This window comes from Pseudarcicella hirudinis (genome assembly GCF_900115665.1).
In the GTDB taxonomy this organism is placed as follows: domain Bacteria; phylum Bacteroidota; class Bacteroidia; order Cytophagales; family Spirosomataceae; genus Pseudarcicella; species Pseudarcicella hirudinis.
This window is the reverse complement of the sequence record NZ_FOXH01000001.1, coordinates 332,884-348,162: the sequence shown is the minus strand read 5'-3', so window position 1 is coordinate 348,162 and position 15,279 is coordinate 332,884. Positions and strand designations below refer to the sequence as shown.

Below are 15,279 nucleotides of genomic sequence, written 5' to 3'. Positions count from 1 at the left end.
CCCTCTCAGGGAATAATCTGCAAGGGAATGGCATTCTTCAAAATCAGATACCCTCTGTTTATTTAACAACACTCAGCGGTGCGGGTTCCGTAATAGTCTTCTTTTTCTTGCCGGTTCCTAAATCTATGACAATCGGAGCTGCCACAAAAATGGAAGAATAGGCCCCGAAAACAACCCCGACAAACATAGCAAACGAGAAACCTCTCAATACATCTCCACCTAAAACCAGCAAAACCGTAACTACCAGAAAAACTGTCGTAGCAGTCATTACCGTTCGGCTCATGGTATGATTTATGGATCTGTTAATCGTTTTCATAATCAATTCCTTGTCGTTCAGGTCGGCATCAGAACCGATTTCTTCTCTGATCCGGTCAAATACTACTACCGTATCATTAATAGAATAGCCAATTACGGTTAACACTGCGGCGATAAAAATCTGGTCTATTTCCAGTTCAAAACCAAATAAACGGGTAATACCAACCATTCCTAAAACGACCAGCGTATCATGCGTCAGGGCGATAATCCCACCCAGTGAATACTGCCATTTGCGGAAACGTATCAGGATATAAATAAAAATGGCAATCAGGGCATAAATGACTGAAATAAAAGATTGTTTAAGAATGTCATCAGCAATAGTCGCTCCTACTTTCGATTCGGATAAGATTACAGGTTTGGCATCTTTAAATTCCTTCAAACCATTTTCCAGTGCGGTACGAACTTTCTGATTAGCCTGAATCGACTCATCTTCAACCAGATAAGAAGTGGTAACTTTTAATTTCGTATCTCCGTTGAAGGTTTTTACTTCCACACCTTTTTCTTCAAAATTATCTTTTAATGCCTCTTTTACCTTTCCGGCTTCAACAGGTTTTGAAAATTCAACCACATAAGAACGACCTCCTTTAAAATCTACCCCCAGGTTAAAACCTCCCTGAGCCACAATGACGATCATTCCCAGGGCAATAAGTGACCATGAGAAAATATATGAAATCTTTCTCTTTCCGATAAAGTCGAAATTCATTCCCTTGAAAAGATTTCTGGAAATAAATGTTTCGAAAGTTACTTCCTGCTCTTTTCCGGCTTTTATCGCACGTTCAGCCATCCAGTCGACCAAAATATGAGAAATGTAAACCGCAGTGAAAACGGAGGTTACCAGACCGATGCATAATGTTACCCCAAATCCTTTTACTGAACCTGAACCGAAAAAGATCAGAATAATCCCGATTAAGATAGTTGTAACGTTTCCATCAATAATGGCAGAAAGTGCCTTTTCATAACCAATCTTTATGGCATTACGCAGGCCGGCACCCCGATGGAGTTCTTCCCTGATCCGTTCATTGATTAACACATTGGCATCAACTGCCATTCCCAGGGTAAGAACAACCCCGGCAATTCCGGGTAAAGTCAGGGCAGCCTGAATCTGAACAAGAACTCCGGAAATGAAGAAAACGTTAAACAAAAGGGCAATATTGGCCATCCAGCCTGGTTTTCCATAATAACACACCATAAAGATGATTACCAGAAACAAACCCAGACCCATCGACAGATATCCCTGATTAATTGCTTCCTGACCTAATGACGGGCCAACAAACGCATCTTCCACGATGTGTGTCGGAGCCGGTAATTTCCCTGCTTTTAATACATTTGCAAGATCTTTTGCTTCTTCAACGGTAAACGAACCTGAAATGGAAGAACGTCCGTTAGGAATTTCACCATTAATCATCGGAGCTGAATACACGTAATTATCCAGTACAATTGCCACACGCTTACCAATATTGGAAGCCGTAATATTTTTCCAGATTCTGGCTCCGGTTCCATTCATGGTCATGGTTACTTCCGGTCTCCCGCTCGGATCAAAATCCTGGGTAGCATCTGTAATTACATTCCCTTCCAAAGGAGCGGTTCCACCTTCTCCTCTTTTAATGGCTTCAATCTGAATGATTTCATCTCCGTTATTAGCTTCGATTCCTTTAGCATACCAGACAAGTGACAAATGGGAAGGAAATAAAATCTTTACTTCAGGGCGGCTTAATAATTCATTGACTTTTGCGGTGTCTTTTCTGAAAACACCCCAGCTTCTTCCCTGGTTATCAAGCGGAACAAATAATTTCGTCAATGCCGAACTCGCTGTAGAATCTTTTTTCACATTCCCGTCTGCTCCGGCCTTTGAAGAAAGCTTTCCGGCTAATCCTCCGTTTTTAGCAGAATCCGCTTTTGTTCCGGATAAATCCTGATTCAATATCGAAGCAGCACTTTTCTCCAGTTTCTCCTGATTGGATAAATATTCTGCCAAGGCATTAAGACTTTGCCCCCATTCATCAATCTCAGCCACTTCAACAAATTCCAGTTTTGCGGCCCCGGAAAGTAACTTTCTGGCTCTCTCAGGATTGTCTACACCTGATAACTCCACCTGGATTCTGTTTGTACCAGGTAAACGTTGTATATTAGGGTTAGCAACTCCGAATTTGTCAATTCTTGCCTGAACAATCTTATAAACCCGATCAACAGCACTGTCAATTTCCTTGTTAATTACTTTCCTGACCTGCGCATCTGAAGAAGTCGATTTCAGTTTGTCACGATTGACAGAATTAGCAAATATTGTAGCTAATCTCTGTTGAGGAGCTACGCTTGCAAATGCTTCAAAAAATAGCTCATTAAACGGTTTAGCAGAATTTACCTGGTTTTTTGCAGCAATTTCAATTGCTTTCTCAAAATTAGGATCACTACTCTTTCCGGATAATGCTCTCAGGATTTCTATAGGAGAAACTTCAATTACAGCATGCAAACCGCCTTCAAGATCGAGCCCTTTATGCAAAGCATAATTTGTTACTTCCTGATAGGTAAATCCCAGATAGACAGGCTGTTTCCAAAGCGAATCAATGTATCTGATTTTTCTGGAAGGGTCAAATTTCCCGTCTTTGGTGGTAGCATATTTAATAGCATCATCACGAAGGGAATTTGCTTTCCAGGTAAATGATAAAAAAAACAGGCATAAGGCTGAGATAATTCCCGTCAGCCAAAGAATCACACTTTTATAACGCATTTTAAGATTTTATTTTACGAATTAATTTTCCGATTTTAAAGATGATTGAGAGAATAGTTGTTCAGGGCAAAACAATGCCGTTAAACCCTATCCGAAAGATTCAGATGGGAGCATTACACATGAACAAATTGTAAAATCTTTAAATCAGGGAGCATTCGTAGCTATAAAATTCTCAAAAAGAATCTCATTGAGCGGAAAAGAGGAAACCGATACTTTCCTGAAACGGAGTTGACAGGAATACGATTTCGAAAGAAATGTAGTAAAAAACAGGGGGTCATTCGGATAGCAGAGGTCAACCCCTGCCGGAGCATGCTGTATTTCCGAAAAAGTCCTGAGAGATGAGCCTCCAAACTGGTTAATATGCTCATTTGACTGCTCCAGCTTGTATTTCTTATCCCCGGAACTATGTGCCTGCTCTACTGAAAATGCTTTACCGTAAACAGAAAACAACAATATCTGGCACATTAAAAATGTGCTGAATAAGCGTATTATGAGTTTCGTTTTCTGCATTTTGAATTACAAAAGTACTATCATTTTGGCAAGTATTCAAGGGAATTACTATTTACTAAACTTTTGACAAGCCTTAAAAATTGCCTTTCTGCGATTCTTTTTCGATAAATTAATCTGAGAAAAACAGTTTTTGTACAAAGATTGTCACAATATCTCCCGGTATTTTAGAGTATTATTTTACCGATAACAACTCTGTAAGAAAACCCATTTCAGGATATGAATCTGAATTAAATGTAATTAATTGGACAGAAATCATCCTGAAGCTTTAATTTATTCCGTAAAATCCTTTTTATAATCTAACATGAAAAAAAGAATTCTTCTTCTGTTTAAAACTATAACACTGCTGCTTGCTGCCATTTTATCAAATGCACAAAGTGATCCGGCTGCACTTCAATCCTGGAAAGACCAGAAATATTCTATGTTTATTCACTGGGGAAGCATTTATTCAGTACTGGGAGGTGTTTGGAAAGGACAGCCCGTTTCAAGAGGTTTGAGTGAGCAAATCCAGGCCCATGCCGGAATCTATAGTGATACCTATGCTAAAGTAGCCAAACAGTTCAATCCGGAATTATGGAATGCAGACTCCGTTGTTTTGCTGGCAAAAAGAGCCGGAATGCGCTCGATTGTTATCACTACCAAACACCATGATGGTTTTTGCATGTTTAAGACCAATACGACTGATTTTAATGTGTTTGATGCTACGCCGTTCAAAAAAGATGTAGTAAGAGATCTGTCTGAAGCCTGTAAAAGACATGGTATTCGTCTTGGTTTGTATTTCTCTCTTATTGACTGGCGTTTCCCGCAGGCGATGCCTATTTCAAGCCATAATTCAGATCAGGTGACCCCTGAGCTCCACGAATACAATAAAAAACAGGTAACGGAATTATTGAGTAATTACGGCACTATCTCCGAGCTTTGGTTCGATATGGGTTCTCAAAGTATTCAGCAAAGTAAAGAGCTCAGAGACCTTGTGCATAAATTGCAGCCTAATTGCATGGTTAGCAGCAGATTAGGAAACGACATGGGTGATTTCAATGTAATGGGTGACAATCAGGAGCCTGATTATATCATCGGAGTACCGTGGCAGTCTCCGGCTTCATTTTTTGACGAAACCTGGGGTTATCGCTCATGGCAGAAAAGAGGCAGTGAGGAAGACAAATTCAATGAAAAGCTGACAAGTCTTATCAAGGTTGTCAGTCGTGGCGGTAATTATCTTCTGAATATCGGTCCTAAAGGAGATGGTTCTGTTGTAGATTTTGAGAAAAATGTATTGCTGAAAATCGGAGCCTGGCTGAATCGTAATGCCGAAGCCATTTACGGAACCGGTATGGATCCTTTTCATGTGACTTTTGATTGGGGGCAAGTTACCAGCAGACCCGATAAATTGTATCTGCATTTGCTTAAAAATCCGGAACAGGGCGCGATTCTACTTCCAGGCATAAAAGGAAAAATCAGTAAAATCTATGTACTCGATGAAAAGGAGAAAACTGCAATTTTCAAGGAATCTAAAAATGGAATAACTATCACAGTACCAAAGAATCTTAAATCGGGTGAAGGTTTCAAAGTACTTGCCGTGGAATTTAAAAACGGATATTCAGTGGATCCTGCCAATGTGGTTCAGGCTTCAGGTAATGAGCTTACTTTAAATGGCCATAATGCTTTCAAATATTACAGCAATTCGGGAATTGACTATAACAGCCGTTTTAAAAGTACCGTAAAAGAAGTATGGACGCTTCAATCCGCACTCAATACAAATCTTAGCCCATATTTGATTTACAGTAATCAGGAAAAAGGAAAAGAGATTGATGTTACTTTTAACAATAAAGTCCAGACGGTAAAACTTGACGGAGAAGATGCACTTGTACTTGAAAATGACCTGATGGGACTTACCTGGGGACATATCTATCTGGCAGGTCCGTTCTCAAGCGGGATTGATGAGGTTCCCGGAAAAATCGGAGAGATTGACCCTTCCAAAGGCTGGCCGGGAAGCAGCAACAAACCCTGGGAAGTAAAATCAAACTGGAAAAATGATGTAGTATATTCATTGCCTGCCGAAACTTACGAAGGTTATTATCTTTTGCAGGATATCAATTCTCCTAAAGATCAGTCTATTCTGGTAGAAATAACCAGCGGCGACGGCGTTTTGGTAATGTTAAACGGCAAAGAACTTTTTGTTCATAATAACCCGGCTAAAGCGGAAAGTCAGAAAGACATTATTATGCTTCCTTTAAAAAGCGGGAAAAATCAGCTTCTGGTAAAAGTAAGCAATACTTTCAAGAAAAATATCCCAGTTTCAATCAATACCAACATTCAGCAGGTACTTTACCGCAAAGCACTTGATCAGTTTTCGTTACAAAAAATGCAGTTTTATCCTTTGAGCTGGCAGCTACACAATGCTCCGACTCTTCATCAAACCTTGAATCTGCCAAATCTTTCTCTGAAATTACAAAAGAAGTAATACGATATATTAAGCTAAAAAGGCTTTGATCCAAACAGATCAGAGCCTTTTTTCTTTTCAGGCTGATTCTCTGTTTTGAGATATAATCCTCCGTACACAAAAAAGCCATCTCACTACTAAAGTACATTATTCCGACTTTAATAATAAGATGGCTACGGTTAAAGCCTGGCTCGGTTTTACGATTCCAAGTACTGACCGAAAATCGGAAAGAAAGGCATTTTACCGAAAATGGAAATAATTCAGAGGTTAAACGTGGAAAAGCAGAATGCTCAGAAAGAATCATTTAATTAAAGTAATGGCTGGCATACTGCTTTCCGGTAAAATTCATAAAATATGCCGGAAATCAGATCATTTCACAGCGATAGCCAAGCTGGCGAAGTACCATAACGATTCTTTCCGGAGGGGTAAAGCCTTCTACTGCTACCTGAAGAATCTTATTAACATCCTGAAAATCAATATTAAAACTGCTTACATTCAAACTTTTAAGGGCATCCCAAACAGCCTGAATACCAATCGGCGAGGAGATATTTGTTTTAAAGACCAGTATTTTCATAATTACATTGTGTTTATTTGGGGTTTTTAACGAAGTACTTATCCATCAGCCACATTTGCGCGTCTGAACGGTTGTCAAAGATATTAACGTCGCAACCATAGGTTTTCTTGGCCAGATACTGAGAAACATTTTTCCAGATCGTCAGCATGAAGATAGAATTGGTAACCATAGCTACCCCAAAACACTTCTCCTGAAAATCTTTTCGGTATCCTCTAAACCATTCATTTTCAATCTTTACCACGCCCCTGTCCTTTGAAGGCTGACCATCAGGGTAATCGAACAGAAGCCCGAAACTTCCTCCTTCAGCAATCATTTTACTGATTTCAGAAAGGTACTTTTTTGTTTCCTCTTTAGTCATTTTCTGTCCCATTCTTAGTGTAAAGACCGGGCATTGGTAATGTTTGGTTATTTGTACCATGGCTTAATTGGCATGTATGGTATTCCGGAAAATCATCTCTAAATCTACTCTTTCACAGGCTAAATGAAGCAAATGCCTGAATTCCTTTGCCTCTTCCACCGTAAGAAACATACCTGTGGCAGCAAAATCAGAATGAGAAGGGTTTTTATCCCGCTGACTTGAGGTTTCTATGATATAATAATTGCTGCTTTCAGGGGCATCATCTAACCGCTTTATGAAAGTTACAAGGGATTTCCAGTCTAAAGCCAGAAGAATATTTTTGTACTGAATCTGAATTTCAGTACAGCAATTACATTGTGAAATGCAGGAAAATTCCGTTTGAACCAGAATTTTATGAAATACAGTATCTCTTTTCATTTTTGCGATAGATTTTGTGTAAGTTTAGAAACAGCCCCGACATTGTCAGGGCTATTGACTGTTATTTTGTAAAGTATGATAACCATGCAACACTTTACTGAAATGCAATTGGTAGGAACTTTCTCAACAGAATCAAGTCGTTGCCCAAGTCTTGAGTTCCAAACAAGGCTTTTGACGTTATGTTTGAAAATCAAGTACACTCACTATTTTGTCAAAATTTATTTCTTTTCCTCTCCTGAAATTCAACGATATATCTGAGAAACCAGAATCAGAATCAATAATTCATACTTTTTTGTAATTCAGAAACCAGCATGCTTTTCTAAATATCAATCCGGGAACAGTTCATTTGAACGATATTGTATATACGCAAAATATCAATGCGACAATGCCCGAATCATTCTGTCAAATTAACCCTCACCCACTTCTCTTTTACCTTAGCTCTGAGCTGTTCTGCAATTATTACATTACAAAGGTAAACACTTATTTAGAAACATTCCAAATAAAATCAATATTATTTTGAATTAGTCTAAATAAATACTAGTTTTGTCGTGTCAGAAAAATATGATGACCACCATTTAAAATTTCTGGTAATGATTCCGAAAACGGGATTTAGCAGATATTTATTCACTTTAAAATAATTAACTCATTATGAACAAGATTGCCAAAATTTCAACCCTTCTACTACTAAGTGCTAACGTTTTCGCACAGAAGTCGCAGGATGTTCAGGCTATCAAAGGCCAGTGCGGATGTCATGAAGTAACTTTCGAATACGCCGAAACATTTGCTCCTAAAAAGGATTATAAATTTCACGACCGGAAAAAAACCGGAGGTCTGGAATGGGTTTTTGTAGATGAAGAATCTAAGGATAAAGTTGTAATCCAACATTTGTTAGTGGTTGGAGATACTATGATTATTAAGCATTGGAGAGAAGACTGGCAATATGAAAATACTGATTTGCTGGCTTATCAGAAAGATATGGACTGGAAACCATTGGTTTTGAGCAAAGATCAGGTGAAAAAGCAATGGACTCAAAAGGTATTTGAAGTGAATGATGCACCAAGATATGAAGGAACTGCACAATGGATTCATGCAAACGGAAAGCATTACTGGGAAAATACAACAGACGCTCCTCTTCCGAGAAGAGAATATACCACCCGTTCAGATTATAATGTTTTAAGAAGAACCAATCATCATGAAATCACTGATAATGGTTATATCCATGAGCAGGATAACGATAAGGTAATTCGTTCGGCTCAGGGAGATGAGGTGCTGGTGAAAGAAAAAGGCTTGAATATTTATAACAAAGCGGATGATTCAAAATGTAAAATCGCTTCGGAGTGGTGGGCCAAAAACAGAGCTTATTGGGTAGATGTCCGTAATGTCTGGGGACAAATTCTTGCTCAGAATAAAGGATTAAGTCTTAAATCAAAATCTGAAGATGGAAAGATGATGTGGAAAGAGCTTGATGATTTAGTTGAAGATTTCAAGAAGAAAAATGTAACTGATTCAAATGCCCGTCAGACAGCGATCAGAACAGTCATCAACAAATATCTGAATAACAAAGAGTTATACTCATTCAGAAACTAAAAAAACGAATTACAAAGGGTTTTCGGGTAGATTTCTATTCGAAAGGTGTTCGAGGTTGCTTACCAGTGTTTTTTGTAAAAATAAATGGTTTCATAAGTTCTTTACTATAAATTACTACACGAATAGTTAGAATAGCGTAATCCGGCTTGGATTACGCTATTTTTGTTTTATCAGCTTAAGAACCAACTACTCTGATCTTAAATCAATATTGATAATTTTTGTCGGAAACCATACTTTCATTTCTCCTACTCCGCGATTCGAGCGTGCAAAATAAGGAATTGCTAAAAAGTCCTGCGTGCGGGTAGATACACTCTGCTTGTCTTCGCTGATAATTACAGCTTTTGCCGAACCTTTCAGGGTCATTACACCATTCAGTAAATCAGGACGAAATTCAGCATTGAGGTTTACATTTTCAGGTAACAATAAATTGCCTGTAAGACCACTGTTATCCGAAAATTCAGCACAATAAACCAATGGCCCACGCTCTAAAGCGATTTTTCCGATATCATCTTTCACATTTTCATTTGCTTTTACTTTTCTGATTTCCATTGGTAAATTCAATTCAATCAAATCTTTTTTCTTCCATTCTCTGTTTAAAACAGCATATCCGTTTTCCAGCTGATAATCAACTTTCTGTCCATTGATTTTCAAAGAAATTTCAGGCTTTTTGCCATCAGAGTAGGTATAAAGATCTGATGGGAACGGTTCATTTTTCGCCCAGCCCGGAATACGGACATATACTTTGAAAGAAGCATTTTTCAAAGGCTCAACATTTATCTTAATATTGCCATCCCAGGGATAATTACTCTGCTGGCTGATGCTTACACTATTTTTAGCGTCCAGCTGAAACTGAGTACTGCTGCTGATAAACAAATTCAGGTACAAACTATTGCCTTTCTGGGCATAAATATATCCCGGAACAGAAGGAATGAGTCTGCTGATATTTGTAGGACAACATGAACAGCCAAACCAAGGTGAGCGCTTATTTTCTCCGCTGATTGTACCGTCTCTCATATTCATTTCCAGCGGATTTGTGTAATAGAAAGACAGTCCATCCAAGCCGATTCCGGCAATAAGTCCATTGTAAAGCGTACGCTCCAGTACATCAAAATATTTGGCATCTCCGTGAAAAGAGAACATTCTTAAGTTCCAGTAAACACTTCCGATTGCGGCGCAGGTCTCACAATACGCTGATTCATTTGGCAAATCATAGTTTTTGCCGAAACGTTCTCCGTCACCTGCTGTCCCAATGCCTCCGGTCAGATAGGTTTTCTTTCCAACAGCATTTTCCCAGATTTTATTAATTGCATTCACATAAGCCTGATTATCAGTTAATGCCGCTACATCTGCCATTCCTGAGTAAAGATAAACAGCTCTTACCGCATGTCCGGTTGCTTCGGTCTGCTCAATTACAGGTTTATGATCCTGCCAGTATTCTCCGGTTTCCCAGACATTATCAGATTCCTTGGAAGTTTTGGCATACTTTCTTTTTCCCCGGGCGTCGATAAAAAATCTGGCTAAATTCAGGTATTTTACATTTCCGGTGGCACGGTATAATTTCGCCAGACCCATTTCAACAATCTCATGTCCGGGTGCTACGGAAAGTTTGCCTTCTCCAAAAACCTGATCCAGTAAATCTGCATTCCTGATAGCAATATTCAGTAAACTCCTTTTCCTGGTTGCCTGAAAATGAGCTACTGCTGCTTCGAAGAGATGACCGGAATTATACAATTCATGACTTAATTCATGCTCTTTCTCCCAACGGGCTTTTCCCATCCAGGCATGGGTGCTGTTCATGGTTCTTGCGGTATATAAATATCCGTCCGGCTCCTGGGCATTACCGACAATAGTAATCATTGAATCGAGGTACATTTCCAGTTTTTTGTCCGGATGTAAACTCAATGAATAAGAAGCCCCTTCAATCGTTTTATAAATATCCGTATCATCAAAAGGATATTGCGTGCAAAATTTGCCTTCATGATTCGCTGCCTGTATGAAATTTTTAACCCTGCCGGTTTCTTCCGACTTCTTAAAAGCAAGGGGAATAGTTGCTGTTCTGTTCACCTCAAGGCGATGAGACCAGAACTCATCTGTCAGTTTTACCTCTGTAAAAGGAATCGGTTTGTAAGGATAATCTTTATTCTGCGCATTGGTCTCAGCAATAAACGACAGCAATGTCAATAAGATCAGTATTTTCTTCATCATATAAATAGTTTAAAATTATACTCTTTTGGTTAAAACAAGGGATTATTATACAAAAATAGATATTTGCGTAAATTTGACACAATCATACTGGCAGAAAAGATTTTCTGCTGTTACTTTCTATTTCACTACCGGAAAAGCAACAATTCTAAGTCTACTGCATCCGTAAGGAATCAGGGTAATATCATAAATCCGGTCTTCCACTTCTCCCTGATAAATCCCTTCTCTGGTAGTAACAGGTTGACGGGCAACACCTTCCACGAGTTTCCAGTTGGGAATTTTTCTGGCTTTTGTCTTAATTTCAACCGGTGAATTAGCGGCATTCCAGACAAAATTACCTGTAAGGTCTTTTAAAATTACCTCTGAATTTTGAGAAGGATTATTGAGGAAAGCCTTTGGCAATCCGTAATTCCAGTCACTTTTCGGCGTAATTTCATAGAACGTTCCTTCTTCTTTAATTTCCTTTTTAGTCCATTCTTCTTCAATTTTTAAAGCGTAAACCAAAGGCCCTCTTTCAACCGTTCTGGAGTTTCTGGCCCAGTTTGAGGTATTAACCTCCATCGGAAACTGAAGGGTTAATTTGTCGTGGTTGCTCCATTTTCTTTGAATTTTAATAATCTGACCACCTTTAGCAGTTCTTAACTTATTACCGTTTAAAGTAATTATCGCTTCCTTACACCACGCGGGTATTCTCAATTCCAGGGGAAAACTGACGGATCCGGAAGTATTCAGTGTAAAGTTTATGCCCTCGCCAAAGGGATAAGCGGTTTCTTCATCGATACTAACCTCCTGTCCGTTTCCTACTTTCGCTTTAATGGTATTTGGCCCGTAAACCAAAGCAGCTAAACCTCCTTCCGGTGTTGCATACCATAAATGTTCGACATATTTTGTCCATCCCTGATGCATATTGGAAGTGCAGCAGGTATATCCGGCATAATGTCCGAAAACATTATTCATCCCTCTTTGGAAAGGAAGTGAGAAATCATACACCCCTCTGCTTACCTGTACCTGATTGGCAATCTGAAAATATTGCCTCGACATGTAGTCATCAGTAGTTTGCGTAGGAAGTGCATTAAAGGTCATTCTTTCCAGCGCATCCATATAGGTTTGATCTCCGGTAATTCCGATAATTTCTTCGAGAGAAAACATGGTTTCCACAATGGCACATAATTCCGTTCCCTGAGTTGGCTCGTTGCCATGTAAATCTTCATCTCCGGAAAACATACCATGAGGCAGGCCATGCAAAGTCATTATATCATTCCAACCTGTTTTTAAAGCATTCAGCAACAAAGGATTCTTTCTGGCCTGATAATAAATAGCCGGTAATTTGATGCCCATGCCAACATTTACGGCATGTCTGTCCATCCATTTATCTCCGGTCTGATTAGCAGCGGCCTGCATTACCCAGTTCCTTTTTCCCAAATAATCTGTCCAGGGCGTGGTTTGGGTGTAAATAATATCACCAAGTTCCAGCAGGAAAGCCTCTCCGGTAATATTGTACAACCAATAAACAGCCATCAGATTATCCCCGCCTCTTGATTTTGACCATTCGTTCCAATGTACCAGAGGGCATGTTTTCAGGTTGTTAAATTGATACCGGAAGTAATTCGTCATGAATTTAATGACACGCTGGTCATTGGTAGCTGTATAATATTGCTGTAAAACTTTCAGCATAACCATTCTCGGCCACCAATCTTCTCCCTGCTCACAGGATTCTATGGTTTTATGTTCTAATTCATGTTTGGTGTAAGGACCGAAGAAACCATTCTTTCTTTGCGTTGAAATCGACCAGTTTACATACTTTAAAACCTTGTCTTTTAACAGCTGATCGTCCAGCAGATAAGCCAGAGGCAACGCTCCGTCAAGCCAGTAAGGGGTTTCCTCCCAACCATCTCCCTTTCCTCCCAACCAGCCATTATCGTCTTTTATTTTGGGGAAATATTCATCCAGGTGTCCGGTAGCACCATTCTTCATAACGGATAACTGCTGATGCAGCCAGCCTTTTGGTTTTATATTTCCCAAAGGAATTTCGAGGTATTTCAAAGGCGCCAAAGGAGCTCTATTGTTCATATACAAAGGTTTCTGAGCCCTGGTAACAGTCAATCCTGACAAACCTGTTAACAGCGTAATGATTATTTTTTTTAGCATTTTAATACATTGTTTGAGCAGGTAAATTATTCATTAATTGTTACATTTCTGACCTTTGCAGGAAGCCAGACCTGCATCTGATTTGCGCCTCTGTTGCACCAGGTATAATATGGAATTGCTGTGATATTCCGGTTAACAGTCTGAACATTCTGCCCGTCTACAGAAATAATCAGTGAAGGGACACTTGCTTTCAATGCCACAACCGACTCTCCTGCAACCTCCTGATTTTCAGGAGAAAAAATCGTTTTTTCAGGCAGGATAATGTTGGAAACTTTTCCTTCATTATCTGCTCCTTCCACACAATAAACCAATGGTCCTCTTTGAACCGCCAAACGATCATTATCTGCTTTTACCTCATTTCTGGCAGTAATTTTCCTGATTTCCATCGGAAGATTCACGCTTACTTCATCTCCTGCATTCCATTCTCTGTCTATTTTCGCATAACCCTTTTCTACTGTATAATCAATCTCTTTACCGTTTACTTTTATTACAGGTTTTTCTTTGGAAATTTCGGTATAATGGTACAAATCTCCGGCAATAGATTGCTCATTTACCCAACCAGGTATTCTGAAACTGACGATAAATCTGCTCTTTTTCTTAGGACTGACATTGAGCTTCACCAGGCCATTCCAGGGATAATTCGTTTGAAGCTGCACTGCTACCTCGCCACTTTTCAGCGGAATAATGGTATTACTTCCCACAAACAGGTTAACCCAAATCCCATTCTCGGATTTACTGTAAATATAATCTCCCAGAGAAGCAATTAAGCGGGCGATATTTGAAGGGCAGCAAGCTGTGCCAAACCATTCACTTCTCTGATAATTTCCGGAAGAAGCCAAAGGATTTCCGTAAAAGAATCTGTCTCCTGAAAGCGAAAGCCCGTCTAAAGCACCATTGTAAAGACTCCTTTCAAGAATATCCATGTATTTTCCTTCTCCGGTAAGCATATTCATCCGCTGATTCCAGAAAACCATGCCGACAGAAGCACAGGTTTCACAATATGCATGTTCGTTAGGCAAATCATAATCCTTACTGAAACCCTCATTACTTCCACTGGATCCGATTCCTCCGGTGATGTACATATTCCGGTGAACCACATCATCCCAAACAGTTTTCATTGATCTGATATATCCTTCATCTCCTGTAATCGAAGCCACATCGGCAGCTCCTGTGTACAGATACATCGCACGTACCGCATGTCCGGTGATTTCAGTCTGTTCTTTTACCGGAACTTTATCCTGGCAATAAGCAGGATCCTTCCAGTTATCCCAGATTACACCTTTCCCGTAACCATGTCCTCTTTCAGAAAGATACCAGTCAGCCAGTTTCAGATAACGCTCGTCGTTTGTGGTTCTGTACAACTTGACAAGTGCCAGTTCTACTTCCTGATGCCCGGTAATCCAATGTCTGTTTGCCAGTCTGAACGTTTCATCAAGATGATTGGCAAATTTTATAGCCACATCCAGTAATTTTCTTTTTCCGGTTGTATTAAAATAAGCGACAGCTCCTTCGATTAAATGCCCGGCATTATAATCTTCATGTTTTTCCATATCAGTCCAGCGCTTTTCCAGACCATTTAAGGTATAATAGGTATTCAGATATCCGTCAGGCTGCTGTGCCGCTGCAATTTTATCAATCCATTCATCTGTTTTCTTTTCAAGACTGGCATCAGGGTGATTTTTCAGAGAATAAGCTATCGCCTCAATGGCCTTAAAAACGTCAGAATCATCATAATAAATACCTTCATGCTTCTCTCCTGCCTTTCTGGCAACTTTTTCAAAATTCCTGATTCTCGGTGTTTTTACTTCTGTCTGATAAATACAGGTATTCAGTGTTGTCGTTGCTACTTTATCAAGTTTAGGTTTCCAGAAGCTATCGGTTATATTTACTTTTGAAAAGCTTACAAAAGTTACTTTTTGCAAGGGCTGCTGTGCAAAAGAATCAAGTGTCAATCCGCACATTGCAAGAGCAAGAACTTTATTTTTCAGGTTAATTTTCATGTTAAT

General features: G+C 39.4%; 10 protein-coding genes. 2 read left to right on the top strand and 8 right to left on the bottom strand.

The window, feature by feature from the left end; genetic code table 11:
* Positions 1–58: 58 nt before the first annotated feature.
* Positions 59–3,040 carry a protein translocase subunit SecDF gene (gene secDF, locus BM179_RS01195; RefSeq protein ID WP_092010895.1) on the bottom strand — a complete coding sequence of 994 codons (2,982 nt, stop codon included), beginning with the start codon at positions 3,038–3,040 and terminating at the stop codon, positions 59–61.
* Positions 3,041–3,184: 144 nt separating this feature from the next.
* A complete protein-coding gene (locus BM179_RS01190) occupies positions 3,185–3,550 on the bottom strand; it encodes a hypothetical protein (RefSeq protein ID WP_143095115.1) in 366 nt (121 codons plus the stop codon).
* Positions 3,551–3,851: 301 nt separating this feature from the next.
* Here BM179_RS01190 and BM179_RS01185 point away from each other — a divergent pair, with 301 nt between their 5' ends.
* Positions 3,852–6,008: an alpha-L-fucosidase gene (locus tag BM179_RS01185; RefSeq protein ID WP_092010889.1), complete on the top strand. Its 2,157-nt coding sequence runs from the start codon at positions 3,852–3,854 to the stop codon at positions 6,006–6,008.
* A 343-nt stretch (positions 6,009–6,351) separates the two neighbouring features.
* Here BM179_RS01185 and BM179_RS01180 read toward each other — a convergent pair whose 3' ends face one another.
* Genes BM179_RS01180 through BM179_RS01170 form a run of 3 tightly spaced genes read right to left on the bottom strand, consistent with a single transcriptional unit; the run spans position 6,352 to position 7,336 of the window.
* A complete protein-coding gene (locus BM179_RS01180) occupies positions 6,352–6,561 on the bottom strand; it encodes a hypothetical protein (RefSeq protein ID WP_092010886.1) in 210 nt (69 codons plus the stop codon).
* 13 nt (positions 6,562–6,574) lie between these two features.
* On the bottom strand, positions 6,575–6,979 hold the full coding sequence (locus BM179_RS01175; RefSeq protein WP_092010883.1) for a SpoIIAA family protein: 405 nt from the start codon (positions 6,977–6,979) through the stop codon (positions 6,575–6,577).
* Between the two features lie 3 nt (positions 6,980–6,982).
* Positions 6,983–7,336: a DUF6686 family protein gene (locus BM179_RS01170; RefSeq protein WP_092010880.1), complete on the bottom strand. Its 354-nt coding sequence runs from the start codon at positions 7,334–7,336 to the stop codon at positions 6,983–6,985.
* A 648-nt stretch (positions 7,337–7,984) separates the two neighbouring features.
* Between BM179_RS01170 and BM179_RS01165 the strand changes: the two genes are divergently transcribed.
* On the top strand, positions 7,985–8,923 hold the full coding sequence (locus tag BM179_RS01165; RefSeq protein WP_092010877.1) for a DUF6607 family protein: 939 nt from the start codon (positions 7,985–7,987) through the stop codon (positions 8,921–8,923).
* 186 nt (positions 8,924–9,109) lie between these two features.
* Here the strand turns inward: BM179_RS01165 and BM179_RS01160 are convergent, their stop codons facing one another.
* From BM179_RS01160 to BM179_RS01150, 3 genes are all read right to left on the bottom strand, one after another.
* Positions 9,110–11,128, bottom strand: a complete 2,019-nt coding sequence (locus BM179_RS01160; protein ID WP_229632873.1) for a glycoside hydrolase family 127 protein — start codon at positions 11,126–11,128, stop codon at positions 9,110–9,112.
* 117 nt (positions 11,129–11,245) lie between these two features.
* Positions 11,246–13,273, bottom strand: coding sequence for a beta-L-arabinofuranosidase domain-containing protein (locus tag BM179_RS01155; RefSeq protein WP_092010874.1), 2,028 nt, complete (start codon positions 13,271–13,273; stop codon positions 11,246–11,248).
* A 26-nt stretch (positions 13,274–13,299) separates the two neighbouring features.
* The gene (locus tag BM179_RS01150; RefSeq protein WP_092011971.1) at positions 13,300–15,273 is read right to left on the bottom strand and encodes a glycoside hydrolase family 127 protein; all 1,974 of its coding nucleotides are present in this window, start codon (positions 15,271–15,273) and stop codon (positions 13,300–13,302) included.
* Positions 15,274–15,279 lie beyond the last annotated feature (6 nt).